Raw genomic sequence first — 23,736 nt, forward strand, 5'->3', positions numbered from 1 at the left:
GTATAGTCAGCCTCCAGAACAACACTGCGAGAAAATCGTCATGCTATCTTATTATTTTCAAGGGCTTGCCTTAGGTGCGGCCATGATCCTTCCGCTCGGCCCGCAAAACGCCTTCGTGATGAATCAGGGCATTCGCCGCCAGTATCATCTGATGATTGCCCTGCTGTGCGCGGTGAGCGATCTGCTGCTGATTTGCGCCGGCATTTTTGGCGGCAGCGCGCTGCTGATGCAGTCCCCCTGGCTGCTGGCGCTGGTGACCTGGGGCGGCGTGGCGTTTCTGCTTTGGTACGGATTCGGTGCCCTGAAAACGGCGATGAGCAGCAACATTGAGCTGGCAAGTGCCGAAGTGATGAAGCAGGGCCGCTGGAAGATTATCGTCACCATGCTGGCGGTCACCTGGCTTAACCCGCACGTCTACCTCGACACCTTCGTAGTGCTGGGCAGCCTGGGCGGACAGCTGGACGTTGAGCCGAAACGCTGGTTTGCGCTCGGCACGGTCAGCGCCTCTTTCCTCTGGTTCTTCGGTCTCGCCATTCTGGCGGCATGGCTGGCGCCTCGTCTGCGGACTGCCAAAGCCCAGCGCATTATTAATACCCTGGTGGGGCTGGTGATGTGGTTTATTGCTTTTCAACTGGCAAAAGAGGGCATTCACCACGTCCAGGAATTGTTCAACTAATCCTTGTCTTATGGACAACTGAGCAAGACCCGCTAAGCTTGCTGGCATGAGCCCTGTTGTTAGGGCACTCTTCGCAACATGGAGGAATGACAGTGAAGTTTAAAGTGATGGCCCTCGCGGCATTAGTAAGTTTCGGTGCGGTGTCGGCGCAGGCAAGTGAACTGCCGGATGGCCCGCACATCGTCACGTCAGGCACCGCAAGCGTGGACGCGGTACCGGATGTTGCAACCCTGGCAATTGAAGTGAATGTGGCGGCGAAAGATGCCGCTTCCGCCAAAAAACAGGCAGACGATCGTGTTGCGCAATATCTCTCTTTCCTGGAACAGAACGGTGTTGCTAAAAAAGACATCAGCTCTGCGAACCTGCGTACCCAGCCCGATTACGACTACCAGAACGGCAAAAGTATCCTGAAAGGCTATCGCGCCGTGCGCACTGTGGAAGTGACCGTGCGTCAGCTGGACAAGCTGAACTCTCTGCTGGACGGCGCGCTGAAGGCCGGCCTGAACGAAATCCGTTCCGTGTCGCTGGGCGTTGCGCAACCGGAGAAATACAAAGACGAAGCGCGTAAAGCGGCGATTGATGATGCCATTCATCAGGCGGAACAGCTGGCGTCTGGCTTCAAGAGCAAGCTTGGCCCGGTATACAGCGTGCGTTACCACGTCTCTAACTACCAGCCAAGCCCAATGGTTCGGATGATGAAGGCGGACGCCGCGCCGGTTTCTGCTCAGGAAACCTACGAGCAGCCAACGATTCAGTTCGACGATCAGGTTGATGTGGTGTTCCAGCTGGAACCCGTTGCAGCACAGCCGAAACCTGCACAATAATCAATAGGCCGGGTAAGGCGTAGCCGCCACCCGGCTTTTCATTTTAATCCTGTCTCAACACCTTATGTCCAAACGCCAGCAGCGCATCAGTCACGTTGCGCATCATGCGGCTTTCTGGCGCAAAACGGTGCCAGTACAGCATCCGGCGCTGATACAGCCCCGGCGTCAGGTCAATCAGCTCACCGCTTTTCAACTCTTTCTCAATCTGTAAATGCGGGATCATGCAGCAGGTGGTGCCCTGACGCGCCAGCTGCACAAAGGCTTCGGACGAGTTAACGATATGACACGGCACGCTGCCCGGCGGCAGGTCGAAGTTTTGCTGCAAAAACGCCTGGTGCATATCGTCCAGATGGTCGAACGCCACGGCAGGGGCTTTCAGCAGCGCGGCGCGGGTGACGCCATTCGGGAAGTAGCGCTCCGCAAAGGCTTTTGAACCGACAAACAGGTAGTCGAGCGCGCCCAGCTGATCGACAAGACAGCTTGGCAGGGCCTGAGGCTGGATACTGACCGCTCCAACCACTTCGCCGCGACGCAGGCGCTCCTGGGTGCGGGTTTCATCTTCGACCTGAAGATTCAGGCGGATAGGGGAGTCGGCCAGCACCGGCGCAAGGGCCGGCAGCAGCCAGGTCGCCAGACTGTCGGCGTTCACCGCCAGCGAGAGCAGCAGCGGCGTGGAACCCGTTTGTTCGTCACCCAGCCACTCGTCTTCCAGCAGTTCAACCTGACGCAGCAGGGCGAGAAGCTTTTGCCCTTGCTCCGTTGGGCGCGGCGGTACGGTACGCACCAGCAGCGGCTGCCCGAACATGTTTTCAAGCTGTTTGATACGCTGTGATACGGCGGACTGGGTGATGCACAGCTTTTGCGCTGCGCGCTCAAAGCCGCGTTCACGAATAACTGCATCAAGTGCCTGTAGTGTTCTGTAGTCCGGACGTTTCATTGCTCTGGCTGGCTCCTAAATTTTGCTTAATCTGCACTATGACACAATTTTCCCTTCCTGGCAGACGAAATCCATTCGACGTGTTCTATAATGCGCCCTGAGTTTTCACACCACAGGCAAAACGATCATGACGCAGGATGAACTGAAAAAAGCAGTAGGATGGGCCGCTCTCCAGTACGTACAGCCAGGGACCATTGTCGGTGTTGGTACGGGGTCAACGGCGGCGCACTTTATCGATGCACTGGGCACGATGAAGGGGCAGATCGAGGGCGCGGTTTCCAGCTCCGATGCGTCCACGGAAAAGCTGAAAAGCCTCGGCATTACCGTTTTCGATCTCAACGAAGTGGATCGTCTGGGTATTTACGTTGATGGCGCGGATGAAATCAACGGCCATATGCAGATGATCAAAGGCGGCGGCGCGGCGCTGACCCGTGAAAAGATCATCGCCTCCGTGGCGGACAAGTTCATCTGCATCGCGGATGCCTCCAAGCAGGTCGACATTCTGGGTAATTTCCCGCTGCCGGTTGAAGTGATCCCGATGGCGCGCAGTGCGGTTGCCCGTCAGCTGGTGAAGCTGGGCGGCCGTCCGGAATACCGTCAGGGCGTGGTCACCGACAACGGTAACGTCATCCTCGATGTTCACGGTCTGGAGATTCTCGACGCGATTGCGCTGGAAAACGCCATCAACGGCATTCCAGGCGTCGTCACCGTAGGGTTATTTGCCAACCGCGGCGCGGATGTGGCGCTGATCGGTACGGCTGACGGTGTGAAAACCATCGTAAAATGATCTGATGGGGGGAGTGCTCCCCCCGCTAAAAAATTTTTGAAAAGCTAAATTTGGTGACTTGTGTCACGCTTTTCCGCCTCTTTTGCCGATCCTGCCACGTTTGTAAATTTCCTCAGCATTTTACTCTGTCATTTTGCCCTGTATGACTTTTCTTCAGAGTGCCGACGCAAACGTTCATATTGCTGCAATAGTTTTTTTTGATATGTTGGCTACAGCGGATTTCAATCCAGCACAACATCAGTTCAGATAAAAACAGGGTCGGGGAAATGGCAAAGGTATCACTGGAGAAAGACAAGATTAAATTCCTGCTGGTCGAGGGCGTGCATCAGAAAGCGCTTGATAGCCTTCGTGCGGCGGGTTACACCAACATCGAATTTCACAAAGGCGCGCTGGACACGGAAGAGCTGAAAGCCGCCATCCGTGATGCCCACTTCATTGGCCTGCGATCCCGTACCCACCTGACTGAAGACGTGATTGCCGCGGCAGAAAAGCTGGTTGCTATTGGCTGTTTCTGCATCGGCACCAACCAGGTCGACCTGAACGCTGCCGCAAAACGCGGTATCCCGGTCTTTAACGCCCCGTTCTCTAACACCCGTTCCGTGGCGGAGCTGGTAATTGGCGAGCTGCTGCTGCTGCTGCGCGGTATCCCGGAAGCTAACGCCAAAGCGCACCGTGGCGTGTGGAACAAACTGGCCGCGGGCTCATACGAAGCCCGTGGTAAAAAGCTGGGTATCATCGGCTACGGCCACATCGGTACCCAACTGGGGATCCTGGCGGAATCGCTGGGGATGCACGTCTACTTCTACGATATCGAAAGCAAGCTGCCGCTGGGTAACGCGACGCAGGTACAGCATCTTTCTGACCTGCTGAACATGAGCGATGTGGTCAGCCTGCACGTGCCGGAAAACGCCTCCACCAAAAACATGATGGGCGCGGAAGAGCTGGCGCTGATGAAGCCGGGATCTCTGCTGATCAACGCCGCGCGTGGTACAGTGGTCGATATCCCTGCGCTGTGCGATGCGCTGAAGCGTAAGCATCTGGCGGGGGCGGCCATCGACGTGTTCCCGACGGAACCGGCCACCAACAGCGATCCGTTTAACTCTCCGCTGTGCGAATTCGACAACGTGATCCTGACGCCGCACATCGGCGGTTCTACTCAGGAAGCGCAGGAGAATATTGGTCTGGAAGTGGCGGGTAAGCTGAGCAAATATTCCGACAACGGTTCAACGCTTTCTGCGGTGAACTTCCCGGAAGTGTCTCTGCCGCTGCACGGCGGTCGTCGTCTGCTGCACATCCACGAAAACCGTCCTGGCGTGCTGACCGCCATCAACCAGATTTTTGCCGAGCAGAGCGTTAACATTGCCGCCCAGTATCTGCAAACCAACTCGCAGATGGGTTATGTGGTTATCGATATTGAAGCCGATGAAGATGTTGCTGAGAAAGCGCTGCAGAGCATGAAGGCCATACCGGGGACGATTCGCGCGCGTCTGTTGTATTGATGGTGCGGTCTGTGGTGTCGGGTGGCGGCTACGCCTTACCCGACCTACGTTGAGCTTTTGTAGGCCGGGTAAGCGTAAGCGCCACCCGGCTTTATGCTACCAAAGCCACGTTTTACCTGGCGTTACCACCGCAGGCAGCGGAATATCCCATTTCTCCACCGGCAAGGCTTCTACAGCCTGGCAATCATGCGCATACCCCACCGGCTGCAGCCCGTACTGCTGCCAGTTTTGCAGCGTCCTGTCGTAAAAACCGCCGCCCATACCTAAGCGCTGTCCTTGTTCATCAAACGCCACCAGCGGCGTAATCAGCACGTCCAGCTGTGACAGCGGGAGTACGTCGCGCACGTCGAGTTTGGGTTCGGTGATTTTCAGACGATTCACCACCAGCTCGCTGTGCGGATGGTAGTGCAGAAACAGCAGATTGCCCCGGCTGAACGGATGCAGTACCGGCAGGTAAACTTTTTTCCCGGCGCGCCAGAGCTGGTCGATAAGCGGCTGGGTGTCCAGTTCGCCGTCAAACGAGAGAAACAGCGCGACGGTGTTTGCCATCACCACGGGCGGATAGGCCATCATGCGGGCAGCAGCCTGCTGCGCAAAGTGTGCTTGTTGTTCGGACGTCAGGGCGCGACGACGCTGGCGAATGAGCTGACGGATGTCCTGGCGTGAAGCAGAAACTTCAGGGAATTGAGTCATGGTAGTCGGTAGAAGAAGAGAGAGGGAATCTCCGAGATGCCGCCGCAGGCTGTAACCCTTGAACCCTTGGTTCAAGGTGAATGTGTCGTCATAGTTTTAAGGCTTCTCGGACGAACCGAGCATGCTCACCAACCATGGAGCGCCACATTCTTGTGGTATGAAATATCGGCTCAGGGGACTGGCCCGCTTGCAAACATCTCAGAGAAATTTTGTCTTCACAGTTACTCTACCATAGTCAACTGTGAAGTGTTATTCAAACTTTGGTCCCGGTCTTTCGGGATTGCGACCTTGATCAAGCAACGCCTGTTCAATGGTCTGCTGGAGCATTTTAATGCGCTGCTCCATGCTAGCCGCGTAATCGCGGGTCTTCGCTTTTTCCTGAGTCAGTTCATAGCTGATGTTCAACGCGGCGATGAAAACCAGCTGCTCAGTATTTGTGACTCTAGTGCGTTCTTTGAGATCTTGCAACCGCTGATTCAAATCGTCCGCAGCCTGATTCAAAGCATCCCTTTGTTCAGGCGGACAATTCACTCGCAGTGAACGGCCAAAAATCTGGAGATCGACGGGTTGTGCAGACATGCCACCTTCCTGCTGATTGACTGCGCTGCCTTCGCTTACGGCCCCGGGGGCTGCGAAGGGGCGACACTATAGCTACCCTGATGTGAAGATACAAGCCCTTTTCTGGTATCACCAGGGTCCAAAGTGGTAGCATATCATGAAACTTCCCCCCTTTGACGACGAATGCTCATGTCTATACAGAACGAAATGCCTGGTTACAAGGATTTAAACCAGTTACTGAACCAGCAGGGAGTCGGTTTAACCCCTGCCGAAATGCACGGTCTGATCAGTGGCATGCTGTGCGGCGGAAACAGCGACAGCTCATGGCAGCCGCTGATCCACGACCTCACGAACGAAGGGCTGGCGTTTGGTCACGAGCTGGCGGAAGCGCTACGTAAAATGCACGCCGCCACCAGCGATTCGCTGGAAGACGATGGCTTCCTTTTTCAGCTTTATCTGCCTGAAGGTGACGACGTCAGCGTGTTCGATCGCGCCGATGCGCTGGCCGGCTGGGTAAACCACTACCTGCTGGGGCTGGGCGTCACGCAGCCTAAACTGGATAAAGTGACCGGCGAAGCGGGCGAGGCGATCGACGACCTGCGTAACATCGCCCAGCTCGGCTACGATGAAGACGAAGATCAGGAAGAGCTGGAAATGTCGCTTGAAGAGATTATCGAGTACGTGCGCGTGGCGGCACTGCTGTGCCACGACAACTTTACGCGCTCGCAGCCGACCGCACCGGAAGTTCGTAAGCCAACCTTACATTAAGAAAAATAACGCACAGGAGGGTGTCATGGTTATCTCAAGTCAAGAGTATTCGCGCCGCCGTCAGGCACTGCTGGCAAAAATGCAGCCGGGCAGCGCCGCGCTGATTTTTGCCGCGCCCGAAGTGACGCGCAGCGCCGACAGCGAATATCCCTATCGCCAGAGCAGCGATTTCTGGTATTTCACCGGCTTTAACGAGCCGGAAGCGGTACTGGTGCTGATTAAAAGCAATGACACCCACAACCACAGCGTGATTTTCAACCGCGTGCGCGACCTGACGGCTGAAATCTGGTTTGGTCGCCGCCTGGGCCAGGAGGCCGCACCGGCGACGCTGGGCGTTGACCGCGCGCTGGCGTTTAGCGAAATCAACCAGCAGCTCTATCAGCTGCTTAACGGTCTCGACGTGCTCTATCACGCGCAGGGCGAATATGCCTACGCCGATGAGATTGTCTTCACCGCGCTGGATAAGCTGCGCAAAGGCTCGCGGCAGAACCTGTCCGCGCCTGCCACGCTGACGGACTGGCGTCCGATAGTGCATGAGATGCGCCTGTTTAAGTCTGAAGAAGAGCTGAACGTGATGCGCCGCGCGGGCGAAATCAGCGCGCTGGCGCACACCCGCGCGATGGAGAAATGCCGCCCCGGGATGTTCGAATACCAGCTGGAAGGCGAAATTCACCACGAATTTAACCGCCACGGCGCGCGCTTTCCGTCCTACAACACTATTGTCGGCGGCGGGGAAAACGGCTGCATTCTGCACTACACCGAAAACGAAAGCGCGCTGCGCGACGGCGATCTGGTGCTGATTGACGCCGGTTGCGAATATCAGGGCTATGCGGGCGACATCACGCGTACCTTCCCGGTGAACGGCAAGTTTTCGCCAGCGCAGCGGGCGATTTATGACATCGTTCTCGAATCTCTCGAGACGGCGCTGACGCTGTATCGCCCAGGCACCTCCATTCAGGAGGTGACCGGTGAGGTGGTGCGCATCATGATTAACGGGCTGGTTAAGCTTGGGATCCTCAAAGGGGATGTCGACACCCTGATTACCGAGAATGCTCACCGCCCGTACTTTATGCACGGCCTGAGCCACTGGCTGGGGCTGGACGTGCACGACGTGGGCGCGTACGGCCCTGAACGCTCGCGCGTGCTTGAACCGGGCATGGTGCTGACCGTCGAGCCGGGCCTGTACATCGCGCCGGATGCCGACGTGCCTGAAGAGTATCGTGGGATTGGCATTCGTATTGAAGACGACATCGTCATCACCGAAACCGGCAACGAAAACCTGACCGCGAGCGTGGTGAAAAAAGCGGACGATATCGAGGCGCTGATGGCAGCGGCGCGCGTATGAGCGTGATTATTGTTGGCGGCGGCATGACCGGCGCCACGCTGGCGTTAGCCATCTCGCATTTGACGAAGGGGCAGCTTCCGGTGCATCTGGTTGAAGCCGTCGCGCCGCAGGCGAAGAATCACCCTGGGTTTGATTCCCGCGCCATTGCCCTGGCGCAGGGCACCTGCCAGCAGCTATCCCGCATTGGCATCTGGCAGGCCATCGCCGACTGCGCTACCGCCATTAATACCGTGCACGTGAGCGATCGCGGTCATGCCGGGTTTGTGACGCTGGATGCCCATGATTACCGTATTGACGCGTTGGGTCAGGTCGTTGAACTGCACGATATTGGCCTGCGCCTGTTCCGCCTGTTGCAGGACGCGCCGGGCGTCACGTTGCACTGCCCGGCACGCGTTGCCAGCTTCACCCGCAGTGAAGACGCGGTCAGCGTAACGCTGGACAATGGCACCGTGCTTGACGGACAGCTTCTGGTGGCGGCTGACGGGTCGCGCTCGGCGCTCGGCACCCAGTGCGGCGTAGAGTGGCGGCAGCAGCCTTACGGGCAGGTCGCGGTCATCGCGAACGTCTCGACCGCAGCAGAACACAACGGCCGGGCGTTTGAGCGCTTCACCCAGCACGGCCCGCTGGCGATGCTGCCGATGACGGGCGGGCGCTGCTCGCTGGTCTGGTGCCACCCGCAGGAAAAGGCCGAAGAGGTTAAATCCTGGTCCGACGAACGTTTTTGTACCGAGCTGCAGAAAGCCTTTGGCTGGCGGCTGGGGCGTATTACCCATGCCGGGAAACGTGCGGTCTATCCACTGTCGTTAACCACGGCATCACAGTCTGTTTCTCACCGCGTGGCGCTGGTCGGCAACGCGGCGCAAACCCTCCACCCCATCGCCGGTCAGGGCTTTAACCTTGGCCTGCGGGATGTGATGAGCCTGGCCGAAACGCTTTCGCAGGCGTGGAGCGAACAAAAAGACTGTGGCGCTTACCCGGTGCTAAGCCATTACCAGACGCGACGTCAGGCCGATAAAGAGGCGACAATTGGCGTCACCGATGGTTTAGTCCATCTCTTTGCCAATCGCTGGGCGCCGCTGGTTGTTGGCCGCAACCTCGGGCTGATGGCGATGGAACTGTTCATTCCGGCACGTGACGTGCTGGCGCAGCGGACCCTGGGTTGGGTCGCGCGTTAAGGAGTTATCACTGTGCAAAATGTTGATGTTGCCATCGTTGGCGGCGGAATGGTTGGGCTGGCGCTGGCCTGTGGATTACAGGGCAGCGGCCTGCGCGTGGCCGTGCTGGAGCAAAAGCAGCCCCAGCCTGTCGCATCAGATGCCCCGCCGGAACTCCGCGTGTCGGCGATTAACGCGGCCAGCGAAAAGCTTTTGACGCGTCTCGGCGTCTGGTCAGATATCGTCGCCCAGCGCGCCAGCTGCTATCACGGCATGGAAGTGTGGGACAAAGACAGCTTTGGCCATATTGCCTTTGATGATGAAAGCATGGGCTATAGCCATCTGGGGCACATCGTTGAAAACGCGGTGATCCACCACGCGCTGTGGCAGAAAGCAGAGCAGTGCAGCGACGTGACGCTGGTTGCGCCTGCGCAGATCCAGCAGGTGGCCTGGGGCGAAAACGAGGCGTTTATCACCCTGCAAAGCGGCGACATGCTGACCGCGCGTCTGGTGGTTGGTGCCGACGGCGCTAACTCCTGGCTGCGCAACAAGGCCGATATCCCGCTAACGTACTGGGATTACCGCCATCATGCGATGGTGGCAACGATCCGTACTGAAGAGCCGCACGGCGGCATTGCGCGGCAGATTTTCCACAACGACGGCATACTGGCGTTCCTGCCGCTTGCCGATCCGCACCTGTGCTCGATTGTCTGGTCCCTGGTGCCGGAGAAAGCGCAGCAGATGCAGGATGCGACGCCGGAGGCCTTTAACCAGGCGCTGTGCGTGGCGTTTGATAACCGCCTTGGCCTGTGCACGCTTGAAAGCGAGCGGCTGGTTTTCCCGTTAACCGGCCGCTACGCGCGTCAGTTTGCGGCGCACCGCCTGGCGCTGGTGGGGGATGCGGCCCATACCATTCATCCGCTGGCCGGGCAGGGCGTTAACCTCGGCTTTATGGACGCGGCGGAACTGGTGGAAGAACTGCGTCGCCTGCACCGTGAAGGTAAAGATATCGGCCAGCATCTGTATCTGCGTCGCTACGAGCGCAGCCGCAAGCACAGTGCGGCGATGATGCTGGCAGGAATGCAGGGCTTCCGCGAGCTGTTTGCCGGGGCAAATCCGGCGAAAAAACTGCTGCGCGATATCGGCCTCAAGCTGGCCGACACCCTTCCCGGCGTCAAACCTCAACTTCTTCGTCAGGCAATGGGTCTTAACGATCTTCCCGACTGGTTACGCTAACCTCGATCCCCGTCACACTTTATTTTCCCGGCCTCTGCGCCGGGGAATTCCCCTCGTTTGAAATATTCTAATTCCACGCCATTTTTCGCATTAGTTATTCTCATGTCGTGATTTTTACGTGACGGAAATTCGGCCCATTTTTCCGCATGAAATATCACCATGTGCTAAATCCTGTTAGATTATTGTTAATTTTGTGCGGGGTTAATCGCATTTTTCCAGTGAATAACTCTGTAGGCTTTTCAGCGTTTTTGGGTCATAAGCTAATGTGATGACCCGTTTTACCTTATGGTTAACCGCCGGTTTCGGTGGTAAGTTCAGGTAAAAGAGAACGTTTGCGTCGGCATTCGGGAACGAGGCCGATACCGGGTTTCACGGTGAATTTTTCAACGAGGACAAGATGGCTCAACAGACTCCTTTGTACGAACAGCACGTGTTATGCGGCGCCCGCATGGTGGACTTCCATGGCTGGATGATGCCGCTGCACTACGGCTCGCAGATTGATGAGCACCACGCGGTGCGCACCGATGCCGGTATGTTCGACGTGTCCCACATGACGATTGTCGATCTGCGCGGTAGCCGCACCCGGGAGTTTTTGCGTTATCTGCTGGCAAACGACGTCGCCAAACTGAAGACGCCGGGTAAAGCGCTCTATACCGGCATGCTGAATGCCTCGGGCGGCGTGATTGACGACCTTATCGTCTACTACTTCACTGAAGATTTCTTCCGCCTCGTTGTAAACTCCGCCACCCGCGAAAAAGACCTCTCCTGGATCACCCAACACGCCGAACCTTATGCCATCGACATCACCGTGCGTGACGATCTGTCGCTGATCGCCGTGCAGGGACCAAACGCGCAGGCAAAAGCCGCCTCTCTCTTTAACGACGAGCAGCGCACCGCCACCGAAGGCATGAAGCCGTTCTTCGGCGTGCAGGCGGGGGATCTGTTTATCGCCACCACCGGCTATACCGGTGAAGCGGGCTACGAAATTGCGATGCCGAACGAGAAAGCTGCCGATTTCTGGCGTGCGCTGGTAGAAGCGGGCGTGAAGCCTGCGGGCCTGGGCGCGCGCGATACGCTGCGTCTGGAAGCGGGCATGAACCTCTACGGTCAGGAAATGGATGAAGGCGTCTCTCCGCTGGCGGCTAACATGGGCTGGACCATCGCGTGGGAACCGGCTGACCGTGATTTTATTGGCCGTGAAGCGCTGGAGATGCAGCGCGAGAAGGGCACCGAACAGCTGGTGGGACTGGTGATGAAGGAAAAAGGCGTGCTGCGCGGCGAGCTGCCGGTGCGCTTTACCGATGCTGACGGCAATCATCGCGAAGGCGTGATCACCAGCGGAACCTTCTCCCCGACGCTGGGCTACAGTATTGCACTGGCACGCGTGCCGGCAGGCATTGGCGAAACGGCGGTGGTGCAGATCCGCAACCGCGAAATGCCGGTCAACGTGACCAAACCGATTTTTGTTCGCGCCGGTAAGCCGGTCGCCTAACTATTTTTATCAGGAGAACTTCAATGAGCAATGTGCCAGCAGAACTGAAATACAGCAAAGAACACGAGTGGCTGCGCAAAGAGGCGGACGGCACTTACACCGTAGGGATCACCGAGCACGCGCAGGAGCTGCTGGGCGACATGGTGTTTGTTGACCTGCCTGACGTGGGCACGACCGTTAGCGCGGGCGACGACTGCGCCGTGGCGGAGTCCGTAAAAGCGGCGTCTGACATCTACGCACCGGTAAGCGGTGAGATTGTTGCGGTCAACGACGCGCTGAGCGATTCGCCAGAGCTGGTCAACAGCGAGCCTTATGAAGGCGGCTGGATCTTCAAGATCAAAGCCAGCGACGAATCGCAAGTTGCCGCGCTGCTGGATGCAACCGCGTACGAAGCACTACTGGAAGACGAATAACGTTGTGCCGGATGGCGCTGCGCTTATCCGGCTTACAGGGCCCGGTAAGCGGTAGCGCCACCGGGCAACAGCGTTACAGATAACTACGATTCACTGCACGTATCAGGAACCATCGCTCATGACACAGACTTTAAGCCAGCTTGAAAACCGTGGCGCCTTCATTGAACGTCACATTGGGCCGGATGCTCAGCAACAGCAGGAGATGCTGAAGACGGTTGGCGCGGATTCATTAGACGCACTGATCGGCCAGATTGTGCCAAAAGACATCCAGCTTGCCACGCCGCCTCAGGTAGGGGAAGCCACCACGGAGTTCGCCGCGCTGGCGGAGCTGAAGGCTATTGCAGGCCTCAACAAGCGCTATAAGTCTTACATTGGCATGGGCTACACCAACGTGCAGTTACCGCCGGTTATCCTGCGCAACATGCTGGAAAACCCGGGCTGGTACACCGCTTACACCCCTTATCAGCCAGAAGTCTCCCAGGGGCGTCTGGAAGCGCTGCTGAACTTCCAGCAGGTGACGCTGGATCTGACCGGTATGGATATCGCTTCCGCCTCTCTGCTGGATGAAGCGACCGCCGCTGCCGAAGCGATGGCGATGGCAAAACGCGTAAGCAAGCTGAAAAATGCTAACCGCTTCTTCGTGGCGGCGGACGTGCATCCCCAGACGCTGGACGTGGTGCGCACCCGTGCAGAAACCTTCGGTTTTGAGGTGATCGTCGACGACGCCGACAAAGTGCTGGATCACCAGGACGTCTTCGGCGTGCTGCTGCAGCAGGTGGGTACCACCGGCGAAGTTCACGACTACGGCGCGCTGATTGCCGAGCTGAAATCCCGCAAAGTGGTTGTCAGCGTTGCCGCCGATTTTATGGCGCTGGTGCTGCTGACGGCGCCGGGCAAACAGGGCGCGGATATTGTCTTCGGCTCCGCGCAGCGCTTCGGAGTGCCGATGGGCTACGGCGGCCCGCACGCGGCGTTCTTCGGCGCGAAAGATGAATTCAAACGCTCCATGCCAGGCCGTATCATTGGCGTGTCAAAAGATGCTGCCGGTAATACCGCGCTGCGCATGGCGATGCAGACCCGCGAGCAGCATATCCGCCGCGAGAAAGCGAACTCCAACATCTGTACTTCCCAGGTACTGCTGGCAAACATCGCCAGCCTGTATGCGGTATTCCACGGTCCGGCTGGCCTGAAGCGCATTGCCAGCCGCATTCACCGCCTGGCCGATATTCTGGCCTGCGGCCTGCAGCAGAAGGGCCTCAAGCTGCGCCACGCGCACTACTTCGACACCCTGTGCGTGGAAGTGGCAGACAAAGCCGCCGTGCTGGCGCGCGCGAATGCAGCAGAAATCAACCTGCGCAGCGACATCCACAACGCGGTCGGCATTACGCTGGATGAAAGCACCACTCGCGACGATATCCTGAGCCTGTTCAGCGTGTTGCTGGGCGACGCACACGGTCTGGACGTTGATACGCTCGACAAAGAGGTCGCGCTCGACAGCCGCTCCATTCAGGAAAGCATGCTGCGCAATGACGCGATCCTGACTCACCCGGTGTTCAATCGCTATCACAGCGAAACCGAGATGATGCGCTATATGCACTCTCTGGAGCGCAAGGATCTGGCGCTGAACCAGGCGATGATCCCGCTGGGCTCCTGCACCATGAAGCTGAACGCCGCGGCAGAGATGATCCCGATTACCTGGCCTGAATTCTCCGAACTGCACCCGTTCTGCCCGCCAGAACAGGCGGAAGGCTATCACATGATGATCAACCAGCTTTCAGACTGGCTGGTGAAGCTGACCGGTTATGACGCGCTCTGCATGCAGCCGAACTCCGGCGCGCAGGGTGAATACGCGGGCCTGCTGGCGATCCGTCACTATCACGAAAGCCGTAACGAAGGCCACCGCGATATCTGCCTGATCCCAAGCTCCGCCCACGGCACCAACCCGGCCTCAGCCCAGATGGCGGGCATGGAAGTGGTGGTGGTCGCGTGCGATAAGAACGGCAACATCGATTTGGCCGACCTGCGTGCGAAAGCCGAGCAGGCGGGCGACAAGCTCTCCTGCATCATGGTGACCTACCCGTCCACCCACGGCGTGTACGAAGAGACCATCCGTGAAGTGTGCGAAGTGGTGCACCAGTTTGGCGGTCAGGTATACCTCGACGGCGCGAACATGAACGCTCAGGTGGGCATTACCTCTCCGGGCTTTATCGGCGCGGACGTGTCGCACCTGAACCTGCATAAAACCTTCTGCATTCCGCACGGCGGTGGCGGCCCGGGCATGGGACCAATCGGCGTGAAAGCGCACCTGGCGCCGTTTGTGCCGGGGCACAGCGTGGTGCAGATTGAAGGCATGCTGACCCGTCAGGGCGCGGTCTCTGCGGCCCCGTTCGGTAGCGCATCAATCCTGCCAATCAGCTGGATGTACATCCGCATGATGGGCGCGGAAGGGCTGAAGCAGGCGAGCCAGGTGGCTATTCTGAACGCCAACTACATTGCGACTCGCCTGAAGTCTGCCTTCCCGGTGCTCTATACCGGCCGCGACGGTCGCGTGGCGCACGAGTGCATTCTGGATATTCGTCCGCTGAAAGAGCAGACCGGCATCAGCGAGCTGGATATCGCCAAGCGTCTGATCGACTACGGCTTCCACGCGCCAACCATGTCGTTCCCGGTTGCGGGGACGCTGATGGTGGAGCCGACCGAGTCTGAAAGCAAAGCCGAGCTGGACCGCTTTATCGACGCGATGCTGGCCATCCGCATGGAGATCGACCGTGTGCAGGACGGCGAATGGACGCTGGAAGATAACCCGCTGGTCAACGCCCCGCACACCCAGCACGAGATGGTGGCAGAGTGGAACCACGGTTACTCCCGCGAGCTGGCGGTCTTCCCGGCAGGCGTGGCAAACAAATACTGGCCGACCGTGAAGCGTCTTGATGACGTTTACGGCGACCGTAATCTGTTCTGCTCCTGCGTGCCGATGAGCGAATACCAGTAAGTATTTGCCATACTGTAGGCCGGGTAAGCGTAAGCGCCACCCGGCTTTTTTTTATCTGGAGGTTGTGAATGGCAATTGCACTGGTCACCGGCGCGAGCCGGGGCATTGGGAAAGCCACCGCGCTGCAGCTGGCACGTGAAGGCTACACCGTGGCGGTGAACTATTACCACAACATTAAAGCCGCGACGGACGTTATCAATCAGATCGTTGAGGCCGGCGGTAAAGCGTTTGCCGTGCGTGCGGACATCAGCGATGAAGCTCAGGTGCTGGCGATGTTTGACAGCATCGATCGTGAAGGTGAGCCGCTTCGCGCGCTGGTCAATAATGCAGGCATTCTGTTTGAGCAATCCACCATTGAGAATCTGTCCGCAGAGCGCATTAACCGCGTGCTGGCGACCAACGTCACGGGCTACTTCCTCTGCTGTCGTGAAGCGGTGAAACGCATGTCCACCAAGCATGGCGGCAAGGGCGGGGCGATTGTGAATGTCTCTTCCGCCGCGTCTCGTCTGGGCGCGCCGGGTGAGTATGTCGATTACGCTGCTTCCAAAGGCGCGGTAGATTCGCTGACAACCGGGCTATCGCTGGAGGTGGCGGCGCAGGGCATTCGCGTGAACTGCGTGCGGCCTGGGCTGATTTATACCGATATCCATGCTTCCGGCGGAGAGCCGGGGCGAGTGGATCGCGTGAAATCGCTACTGCCGATGCAGCGCGGCGGCCAGCCGGAAGAGGTGGCGCAGGCGATTGTCTGGCTGCTGAGCGAGAAGGCGTCTTACGTGACGGGCAGTTTTATCGAGCTGGCTGGCGGGAAGTAAACCCCTCATCCTAACCCTCTCCCCAAAGGGGAGAGGGAACGGCGCCCGGCGTTAAAGTTTCTCGCCGTTGCTGGCAATCACGCCTTTATACCACTCGAAGCTCTTCTTACGGGAGCGCGACATGTCGCCCGTGCCGTCGTCGTGCTTGTTGACGTAGATAAAGCCGTAGCGCTTGCTGTACTGACCGGTGGTGAACGACACGCAGTCGATGCAGCCCCACGGCGTATAGCCCATCAAATCCACGCCATCGTGCGTGACGGCTTTGATCATCTCTTCCACGTGGGCACGCAGATAGTCGATGCGATAGTCATCGTTGATGCTGCCGTCTTCTTCCACCTTATCGTAGGCGCCGAAGCCGTTTTCAACGATAAACAGCGGCTTCTGGTAACGCTCGTACAGTTCGCACAGGGAATAACGCAGGCCCACCGGGTCAATCTGCCAGCCCCAGTCGGACGCCTTCACGTGCGGGTTCGGCACGCTGCCTTCGAAGCCGGAAATGGCGTCACCTGTGCCGCCTTCCGCCTTCACCGCGTTGGTCATGTAGTAGCTGAAGCCTAAGTAGTCGCAGGTACCTTCACGCAGGATCTGCTCGTCGCCCGCCTCCATTTTGATGGAAAAGCCGCGGCGCTCCCACTCGTTCAGCACGTAGGACGGGTAGTAACCACGCAGCTGGACGTCGGTAAAGACATAGCGCTCGCGCATGGATTCCTGGGCGAACATCACGTCTTCAGGCTTGCAGGAGAACGGATAGAGCGCCACCATCGCCAGCATGCAGCCGACTTTCATCTCCGGGTTGATGCGGCGCGCGGCTTTCACCGCCAGGGCGCTGGCCACAAACTGGTGGTGCAGCACCTGGTACATGGTCTCTTCCGGGTTGTCATGTTCGGTGTAGACCACGCCCGAGCAGCAGTAGCCGAACAGCGGGGCGCGCCAGTTGCGCTGGTTGTTGATTTCGTTGAAGGTCATCCAGTATTTGACCTTGTGCTTGTAGCGCTCAAACACCACTTCCGCGAAGCGCACGAAGAAATCGACCACTTTGCGGTTGGTCCAGCTACCGTACTCCTGCACCAGGTGCAGCGGCATTTCGAAGTGGGAGAGGGTGATCACCGGTTCGATGTTGTACTTCAGCAGTTCATCGAACATGTCGTCGTAAAACTTCAGCCCTTCTTCGTTTGGCTGCGTTTCGTCACCTTTCGGGAAGATGCGCGTCCAGGCGATAGAGGTACGGAAACACTTGAAGCCCATCTCGGCAAATAGCTTGATGTCTTCTTTATAGTGGCCGTGGAAGTCGATGGCTTCGTGGTTTGGGTAGTATTTACCCGGCACCACTTCCTGCGTGATTTCGCGCGGCACGCCGTGTGCGCCGCCGGTCAGCACGTCGCAAATGCTTGGCCCTTTGCCGCCTTTGTTCCAGCCGCCTTCAACCTGATGAGCGGCAACCGCGCCGCCCCATAAAAAATCTTTCGGTAAGGTTATTTTTTTCATCGCTGCTATTCTCAATAAATGGCTTATTGGCATTGAGTCTAGCAAAGCGAAATTGAATGTCACGATATAACAATTTGCGAAAATTGTGATTTGTCACATCGAAAAAACATGGTGTTTTATTCCGTCAGTTTTTTCGCCAGCTTGCGTCCGAGAGATTCCAGAATATAAATGACGGGAATTTGCGTGGTGATATCGTAGACGCCGCCAATTCGCGTCTGGGGAACGTGCCAGGAGAGATTAAAGTCCGCCAGTTTTGCCAGGCGAGAGTGCTCGTGGCTGGTGATAGAGAGCACCTTGCAGTGATGCAGGCTGAACTGGCTGGCGAAGCGCAGGATCTCCTCGGTTTCGCCCGAGACGGAGAGCACAATCGCCAGCGCATTTTTCGCCATATCATTGGTGACCGGGAAATAAGGGTCATCAATATGATTACTGAATTTACCAATATTTGAAAAGAAGCGTGCGCCATATTTGGCCAAAGAGCCTGACGTACCCGCCCCGACAAATATAATTCGCTCGGAAGACAAAATGATATTTACCGCGTCATTTAATAGCGCGTCGAACTCTTCATTATTCACGCTTTTAAAGAAGCTGATAATTTCGCTGGCGCCGAAATTCGCCTGCTGGGGCTCGTTCTGCTCAAGATAGAGCTTAAAGCGCACGCGAAATTCAGAATACCCTTCGCAGTTGAGCTTGCGGCAAAAGCGCAGGATAGTGGTGGTTGAGACGCCGGCCGCATCCGCCAGCTCGCGGATGGTCATGTACATCACTTTGTCCCGGTTTTTGATGACATAGTTGTAGACCATCATTTCCAGGTTATTGAGACTGGCAATGGCGGAGTGGGTGAACATACTCACAGTGGCAAAACTCTCATTCAGACCTCATTTATCCATCATATCATGCAGCCAGACGGCAGGAGCCAATTTTATGCCATTGATTAGTAACGCTTAAATTTTTATGTGAACAAATGTCAGGTGAATTTTTCGTTTATGTTTTTGATTTTTATTATAAAAATTTACTTTAAAATTATTTTAGCTAACAGGTGTTCACTGGAATCATTCTCAGTTAGCATAGTCATGCGATGAATAATCATCTTAGTTTTCCCGGAGTTTAGTATGGCGAGCAGACCATTAATCGCACAGGGATATTCGCTGGCTGAGGAAGTAGCCAACAGCATCAGCCACGGCATTGGCCTGGTGTTTGGGATTGTCGGTTTAGTGTTATTGCTGGTACAGGCGGTGGATACCAATGCCAGCGCGATGGCCATTACCAGCTATAGCCTGTATGGCGGAAGTATGATCCTGCTGTTCCTGGCCTCGACGCTCTATCACGCGATTCCGCATCAGCGGGCCAAAATATGGCTTAAGAAATTTGACCACTGCGCTATCTATCTGCTGATTGCGGGTACCTATACGCCTTTCCTGCTGGTGGGGCTAAACTCACCGCTGTCGCGCGGCCTGATGATTGTTATCTGGAGCCTGGCGCTGCTGGGGATCCTGTTTAAGCTGACCATTGCGCACCGGTTTAAAGTGTTGTCGCTGGTCACCTATCTGACGATGGGCTGGCTGTCGCTGATTGTGGTGTATCAGCTGGCGATTAAGCTGGCGGTCGGCGGGGTAACGCTGCTGGCGGTGGGCGGTGTGGTCTACTCGCTGGGGGTTATTTTCTACGTCTGCAAGCGCATTCCATACAACCATGCCATCTGGCACGGCTTTGTGCTGGGTGGCAGCGTGTGCCACTTTTTGGCGATTTATTTGTACGTGGGGCAGGTTTAGTTTGTTGTCGGGTGGCGGCTTCGCCTTACCCGACCTGGATTTGCACCCGTAGGCCCGGTAAGCGCAGCGCCACCGGGCGATAGAGCATCACTCTTCCAGTGAATACGGTAGCGGCTCAATACTCAACGTATTCGCGTCGTCGCGCACACGGAACACGCTGTCCGCTTCCATGTCGTTGTTCATTACAGCCTGTACCAAAAGACGGCCATCGTCCAGCTGGACTGCGGCTAACACGGTACCGGTGCGGCGCCAGTTGTCGCCCATCTTCAGTTCTAAGTCTTCTCCTGCTTCCGGTACGCGGCTGGCATGGCCTGCCAGTGTCCACAACGCGCGTTTGTTTGCCCCACGGAATTTTGCACGCGCGACCATTTCCTGACCGGTGTAGCAGCCTTTTTTAAAGCTGATGCCCCCCAGCGCCTGCAGGTTAGTTGCCTGAGGAATAAACTGCGCGCTGTTGGCTGCGTCAATTACCGGCAGACCCGCTTCGATGTTCAGCGCCAGCCACTGCTGGCTGTTGTTGAGCTGCGCTTCGCCGCGCAGCGCCTCGGTCACACGTTCGGCTGTTGCGGCATCCGTGACTAACAGGAAGCGCTCTGCCGGGTGTTCAAACCACAGGATGGAAGTTGCGCCCTCGCTGACCACCTGTTTTTCTGCATCCGGCAGTTCAGCAAACAGGTTTTTCAGCGCCGCACGCGCCTGGAAGCCCGCCACGCCCAGCAGAACATGTTCATCGTCCGGGGCGATGGTGACTTTGGAAAAGACCGCGTATTTTTTCAGTTCTTTGAGCTGCGCATCGCGCAGGCTACGGCGCTCAATAAAGGCAAAACCGTCCTGACGGCGGAAGAGACGCAGGTTGCTCCACATTTTGCCCTTAGGATCGCAGTGCGCGGCCAGCAGATGCTGGTGTTCAGTCAACTGCGCAACATCCGCAGTCACCTGACCCTGCAAGTATTTTTCGGCGTCGGCGCCGGAGAGGGTTGCCAGCGCCCAGTCATCAAGAGAAATAAGCGTCAGCGGCAGACGCGCAGAGGCGGCGGGCTGGCGAGGAGAAAATGGTGTAAAGGCCATAACGGTATCCTGAATTGCTTAACGCTTTGATAATGCCTAATGGTAAAAGAGCCTGCAGGCATTGCAAGCGCTTTCAGCAGACCATTTGTGCCATAAACGGGTTATGCGTAGCGCTACGCAAAATAGTGTAATCCGCTGTCTATGTAGGGATTATTCTGGAAGCCAGCTCGTCAAACGCAATATTCCAGTAATGAAACGGTCAAAAACACGTTACACTAGCTGGTGTCCCCGTAGAGAAATTAAGAACAGATAACGGGGTACCGACTGTGCCAAACGTAATGCAGGAAACTGAACATGGATATTAACAACAAGGCCCGTATTCACTGGGCATGCCGACGCGGAATGCGTGAACTTGATATTTCCATCATGCCTTTCTTCGAATATGAGTACGACAGCTTAAGCGATGATGATAAGCGTCTGTTTGTTCGCCTGCTTGAGTCTGACGATCCGGATTTATTCAACTGGCTGATGAACCACGGCAAACCCGCCGACACCGAGTTGCAACGGATGGTGCAATTAATTCAAACACGGAATCGGGAACGTGGTCCTGTGGCAATCTGATCTTCGCGTCTCGTGGCGCTCGCAGTGGATGTCTTTATTGCTCCACGGGCTGGTTGCGGCCATCGTTTTACTCATGCCGTGGCCGCTCAGCTATACGCCGCTGTGGCTGCTATTACTTTCGTTTGTTGTTTTTGACAGCGTACGCAGCCAGCGTCGCATTAACGCGCGTCAGGGCGAGATCAAGCTGCTGATGGATTCCCGCCTGCGCTGGCAGGGAAAAGAGTGGGATATTCTCGGTGTGCCCTGGATGCTTAACGCCGGGATGATGTTACGGTTACGCAAAGTGGGGGGCGGACGTTGCCAGCACCTATGGCTGGCGGCGGACAGTATGGACGCATCAGAATGGCGGGATCTGCGCCGGATGTTGCTGCAACAGCCGACGCAGGAGTAACGCGCGTTAGCTGAATTTTTCTGCCATTTCGCCAAGGATCTGCTCGCACCAGGCCTGCAGGCGCTCGTCGCTGAGATCGTACTGATTGGTTTCATCCAGCGCGAGCCCGACAAATAGCTCGCCGTCGGCAATAATCGGCTTTTTACTGGTGAATTCATACCCTTCGGTTGGCCAGTAGCCGATAAATGCCGCCCCTTTTGGTGCCAGCTTATCGTGCAGCATGCCGAGTGCGTCCAGGAACCATTCGCCGTAGCCTAACTGGTCACCCATGCCGTACATCGCAATAATTTTACCGTCGAAATTGACTGAATCGAGCTGATCCCAGATGGCTTCCCAGTCTTCCTGTATCTCACCAAAGTCCCAGGTTGGGATGCCCAGAATCAGCACATCGTACTGCTCCATCAAGGTGACCGAGTCATCTTTCAGGTTATGCAACGTCACCAGTTCCGGGCCAATGATGTCGCGAATTTTCTCCGCCGCCATTTCGGTGTAGCAGGTGCTGGAACCATAGAACAGACCAATATTCATCGCGTAACTATCTCAATTCTTGCTATGACTTTGCGCGTAGTGTACCAGAAACCGGTCGCAATCAGGCATAATGGCCTGACTGCAAAATCAAAGGGGCTGATGTGGAAAAGGATCTCGCACTCGTTGAACAGTTTCTCGACGCGCTGTGGCTAGAGAAAAATCTGGCCGAGAATACCCTCAGTGCCTACCGGCGCGATCTTACCATGCTGGTGGAGTGGCTGGCGCGTCGGGAGCTATCGCTTGCGAGCGCGCAAAGCGACGACCTGCAGGCGCTGCTCGCTGAACGCGTAGAAGGGGGGTACAAAGCCACCAGCTCTGCACGCTTGCTCAGCGCAATGCGTCGGCTTTTCCAGCATCTTTATCGGGAGAAGATTCGCGAAGACGATCCCAGCGCGCTGCTGGCGTCCCCGAAACTCCCGCAGCGGCTGCCGAAAGATCTCAGCGAAGCACAAGTTGAGAGATTATTACAGTCACCGGCTGTTGACCTGCCGCTGGAGTTACGCGATAAAGCCATGCTTGAGCTATTGTATGCTACCGGCTTGCGCGTTTCGGAACTGGTTGGCCTGACGATGAGCGACATCAGCCTGCGTCAGGGCGTGGTGCGCGTCATCGGTAAAGGAAACAAGGAAAGGCTGGTTCCGCTGGGAGAAGAGGCGGTTTACTGGCTGGAGACGTATCTTGAGCATGGCCGCCCCTGGCTGCTCAATGGCGCGTCTATCGACGTCCTGTTTCCGAGCCAGCGCGCGCAGCAGATGACGCGACAAACGTTCTGGCATCGCATCAAGCATTACGCCACACTGGCGGGTATAGACAGTGAAAAGCTTTCGCCGCACGTATTGCGTCACGCCTTCGCGACGCATCTGTTAAACCACGGCGCAGATTTACGCGTGGTGCAGATGCTGCTGGGACACAGCGATCTTTCAACGACGCAAATTTACACCCATGTCGCGACGGAACGCCTGCGGCAGCTACACCAACAGCACCACCCTCGTGCGTGAGTGCCGACAAATTGTAACAGGATCAATTATGAAAAAGTCTTTCGCGCTGTTCACCCTGCTGGCAGCCTCATTTACCGGCTTCGCCCATGCGGATGACGCCGCCATCAAACAGTCTCTGGCTAAGCTTGGCGTCACCAGCAGCGACATCCAGCCTGCGCCGGTTGCCGGTATGAAAACCGTACTGACCAACAGCGGCGTGCTGTACGTCACCGAAGATGGCAAACACTTTATTCAGGGACCGCTGTACGACGTGAGCGGCGCGCAGCCGGTGAACGTCACCAACCAGCTGCTGATGAAAAACCTGAACGCGCTCGAAAAAGAGATGATCGTCTATAAAGCGGCGCAGGAAAAACATGTGATTACCGTCTTCACCGACATCACCTGTGGCTACTGCCACAAGCTGCATGAACAGATGAAAGACTATAACGCGCTGGGCATTACCGTGCGTTACCTGGCCTTCCCGCGCGCAGGCGTACAGAGCAAGCCAGAGCAGGACATGAAAGCGATCTGGTGTGCCAAAGACCGCAACAAAGCGTTTGATGACGCGATGAACGGTAAAGATGTTAAGCCTGCTTCCTGCGACATCGACATTGCTAACCACTACGCGCTGGGCGTGCAGTTTGGCGTGAGCGGTACGCCAGCGATTGTCCTGAGTAACGGCTATGTTGTTCCGGGCTATCAGGGACCGAAAGAGATGAAAGAGTTTCTCGACGCGCACCAGAAACAGTTTGGTGGTAAATAATTCGC

24 protein-coding genes and 1 other RNA gene are annotated in these 23,736 nt (G+C 56.9%); 17 read left to right on the forward strand and 8 right to left on the reverse strand.

The window, feature by feature from the left end:
- The first annotated feature begins 40 nt into the window (after nt 1-40).
- Complete coding sequence (gene argO / locus ACTJI7_RS20820; protein ID WP_047367435.1) at nt 41-676, forward strand: arginine exporter ArgO; 636 nt, start codon at nt 41-43, stop codon at nt 674-676.
- Between the two features lie 92 nt (nt 677-768).
- A complete protein-coding gene (locus tag ACTJI7_RS20825; RefSeq protein ID WP_028014336.1) occupies nt 769-1,500 on the forward strand; it encodes an oxidative stress defense protein in 732 nt (243 codons plus the stop codon).
- 43 nt (nt 1,501-1,543) lie between these two features.
- On the opposite strand, the gene argP is transcribed toward ACTJI7_RS20825, so the two are convergent.
- Nucleotides 1,544-2,437, reverse strand: a complete 894-nt coding sequence (argP, locus tag ACTJI7_RS20830) for a DNA-binding transcriptional regulator ArgP (RefSeq protein WP_003860089.1) — start codon at nt 2,435-2,437, stop codon at nt 1,544-1,546.
- Nucleotides 2,438-2,564: 127 nt separating this feature from the next.
- Between argP and rpiA the strand changes: the two genes are divergently transcribed.
- Nucleotides 2,565-3,224 carry a ribose-5-phosphate isomerase RpiA gene (gene rpiA, locus ACTJI7_RS20835; RefSeq protein ID WP_003860091.1) on the forward strand — a complete coding sequence of 220 codons (660 nt, stop codon included), beginning with the start codon at nt 2,565-2,567 and terminating at the stop codon, nt 3,222-3,224.
- Nucleotides 3,225-3,490: 266 nt separating this feature from the next.
- Nucleotides 3,491-4,723, forward strand: coding sequence for a phosphoglycerate dehydrogenase (serA, locus tag ACTJI7_RS20840; RefSeq protein ID WP_041908347.1), 1,233 nt, complete (start codon nt 3,491-3,493; stop codon nt 4,721-4,723).
- Between the two features lie 96 nt (nt 4,724-4,819).
- On the opposite strand, the gene ACTJI7_RS20845 is transcribed toward serA, so the two are convergent.
- The 3 genes from ACTJI7_RS20845 to zapA form a co-directional block, all read right to left on the reverse strand.
- Entirely contained in the window at nt 4,820-5,416 is a 597-nt protein-coding gene (locus ACTJI7_RS20845) for a 5-formyltetrahydrofolate cyclo-ligase (protein WP_063155132.1), read from the reverse strand.
- A gap of 24 nt (nt 5,417-5,440) precedes the next feature.
- Nucleotides 5,441-5,624, reverse strand: a non-coding RNA gene (ssrS, locus tag ACTJI7_RS20850) — 6S RNA.
- Nucleotides 5,625-5,665: 41 nt separating this feature from the next.
- A complete protein-coding gene (gene zapA, locus ACTJI7_RS20855) occupies nt 5,666-5,995 on the reverse strand; it encodes a cell division protein ZapA (RefSeq protein ID WP_006811891.1) in 330 nt (109 codons plus the stop codon).
- Nucleotides 5,996-6,163: 168 nt separating this feature from the next.
- Here zapA and ACTJI7_RS20860 point away from each other — a divergent pair, with 168 nt between their 5' ends.
- From ACTJI7_RS20860 to ACTJI7_RS20895, 8 genes are all read left to right on the forward strand, one after another.
- A complete protein-coding gene (locus ACTJI7_RS20860; RefSeq protein ID WP_029739212.1) occupies nt 6,164-6,742 on the forward strand; it encodes a YecA/YgfB family protein in 579 nt (192 codons plus the stop codon).
- 31 nt (nt 6,743-6,773) lie between these two features.
- Nucleotides 6,774-8,087, forward strand: a complete 1,314-nt coding sequence (pepP, locus tag ACTJI7_RS20865; protein WP_136431356.1) for a Xaa-Pro aminopeptidase — start codon at nt 6,774-6,776, stop codon at nt 8,085-8,087.
- Entirely contained in the window at nt 8,084-9,262 is a 1,179-nt protein-coding gene (gene ubiH / locus ACTJI7_RS20870) for a 2-octaprenyl-6-methoxyphenyl hydroxylase (protein WP_041908350.1), read from the forward strand. The genes pepP and ubiH overlap by 4 nt, the downstream gene beginning before the upstream one ends.
- Nucleotides 9,263-9,274: 12 nt before the next feature.
- Nucleotides 9,275-10,477, forward strand: coding sequence for an FAD-dependent 2-octaprenylphenol hydroxylase (ubiI, locus tag ACTJI7_RS20875; RefSeq protein ID WP_063155130.1), 1,203 nt, complete (start codon nt 9,275-9,277; stop codon nt 10,475-10,477).
- A 397-nt stretch (nt 10,478-10,874) separates the two neighbouring features.
- A complete protein-coding gene (gene gcvT, locus ACTJI7_RS20880; protein ID WP_063155129.1) occupies nt 10,875-11,969 on the forward strand; it encodes a glycine cleavage system aminomethyltransferase GcvT in 1,095 nt (364 codons plus the stop codon).
- Nucleotides 11,970-11,992: 23 nt separating this feature from the next.
- Complete coding sequence (gene gcvH / locus ACTJI7_RS20885) at nt 11,993-12,382, forward strand: glycine cleavage system protein GcvH (RefSeq protein ID WP_008499718.1); 390 nt, start codon at nt 11,993-11,995, stop codon at nt 12,380-12,382.
- A gap of 118 nt (nt 12,383-12,500) precedes the next feature.
- On the forward strand, nt 12,501-15,374 hold the full coding sequence (gcvP, locus tag ACTJI7_RS20890; protein WP_028014328.1) for an aminomethyl-transferring glycine dehydrogenase: 2,874 nt from the start codon (nt 12,501-12,503) through the stop codon (nt 15,372-15,374).
- Between the two features lie 68 nt (nt 15,375-15,442).
- Nucleotides 15,443-16,186: an SDR family oxidoreductase gene (locus tag ACTJI7_RS20895; protein ID WP_063155128.1), complete on the forward strand. Its 744-nt coding sequence runs from the start codon at nt 15,443-15,445 to the stop codon at nt 16,184-16,186.
- A 51-nt stretch (nt 16,187-16,237) separates the two neighbouring features.
- Here ACTJI7_RS20895 and bglA read toward each other — a convergent pair whose 3' ends face one another.
- A complete protein-coding gene (gene bglA, locus ACTJI7_RS20900; protein WP_028014326.1) occupies nt 16,238-17,671 on the reverse strand; it encodes a 6-phospho-beta-glucosidase BglA in 1,434 nt (477 codons plus the stop codon).
- A gap of 116 nt (nt 17,672-17,787) precedes the next feature.
- Nucleotides 17,788-18,519 carry a MurR/RpiR family transcriptional regulator gene (locus ACTJI7_RS20905; protein WP_028014325.1) on the reverse strand — a complete coding sequence of 244 codons (732 nt, stop codon included), beginning with the start codon at nt 18,517-18,519 and terminating at the stop codon, nt 17,788-17,790.
- Nucleotides 18,520-18,783: 264 nt separating this feature from the next.
- Between ACTJI7_RS20905 and trhA the strand changes: the two genes are divergently transcribed.
- Nucleotides 18,784-19,443, forward strand: coding sequence for a PAQR family membrane homeostasis protein TrhA (gene trhA, locus ACTJI7_RS20910; protein ID WP_023331242.1), 660 nt, complete (start codon nt 18,784-18,786; stop codon nt 19,441-19,443).
- 87 nt (nt 19,444-19,530) lie between these two features.
- Here the strand turns inward: trhA and ygfZ are convergent, their stop codons facing one another.
- Nucleotides 19,531-20,511 (reverse strand): tRNA-modifying protein YgfZ, encoded by a 981-nt coding sequence (gene ygfZ / locus ACTJI7_RS20915; protein WP_028014323.1) that lies wholly within the window; start codon nt 20,509-20,511, stop codon nt 19,531-19,533.
- Between the two features lie 294 nt (nt 20,512-20,805).
- Between ygfZ and sdhE the strand changes: the two genes are divergently transcribed.
- Both sdhE and ACTJI7_RS20925 read left to right on the forward strand, forming a co-directional pair.
- Nucleotides 20,806-21,072, forward strand: coding sequence for an FAD assembly factor SdhE (sdhE, locus tag ACTJI7_RS20920; protein WP_010435322.1), 267 nt, complete (start codon nt 20,806-20,808; stop codon nt 21,070-21,072).
- Nucleotides 21,053-21,463: a protein YgfX gene (locus ACTJI7_RS20925; protein ID WP_028014322.1), complete on the forward strand. Its 411-nt coding sequence runs from the start codon at nt 21,053-21,055 to the stop codon at nt 21,461-21,463. Before sdhE ends, ACTJI7_RS20925 begins: the two co-directional genes overlap by 20 nt.
- A gap of 6 nt (nt 21,464-21,469) precedes the next feature.
- Here ACTJI7_RS20925 and fldB read toward each other — a convergent pair whose 3' ends face one another.
- Entirely contained in the window at nt 21,470-21,991 is a 522-nt protein-coding gene (gene fldB / locus ACTJI7_RS20930; RefSeq protein WP_320700515.1) for a flavodoxin FldB, read from the reverse strand.
- A gap of 101 nt (nt 21,992-22,092) precedes the next feature.
- On the opposite strand from fldB, the gene xerD reads away from it, so the two are divergent.
- Both xerD and dsbC read left to right on the forward strand, forming a co-directional pair.
- Nucleotides 22,093-22,989 (forward strand): site-specific tyrosine recombinase XerD, encoded by an 897-nt coding sequence (gene xerD, locus ACTJI7_RS20935; protein WP_028014320.1) that lies wholly within the window; start codon nt 22,093-22,095, stop codon nt 22,987-22,989.
- Between the two features lie 28 nt (nt 22,990-23,017).
- Nucleotides 23,018-23,731, forward strand: coding sequence for a bifunctional protein-disulfide isomerase/oxidoreductase DsbC (dsbC, locus tag ACTJI7_RS20940; RefSeq protein WP_049136419.1), 714 nt, complete (start codon nt 23,018-23,020; stop codon nt 23,729-23,731).
- Nucleotides 23,732-23,736 lie beyond the last annotated feature (5 nt).

Origin of the sequence: Enterobacter sp. 22499, assembly GCF_052044815.1 — a bacterium.
Lineage (GTDB): Bacteria > Pseudomonadota > Gammaproteobacteria > Enterobacterales > Enterobacteriaceae > Enterobacter > Enterobacter bugandensis.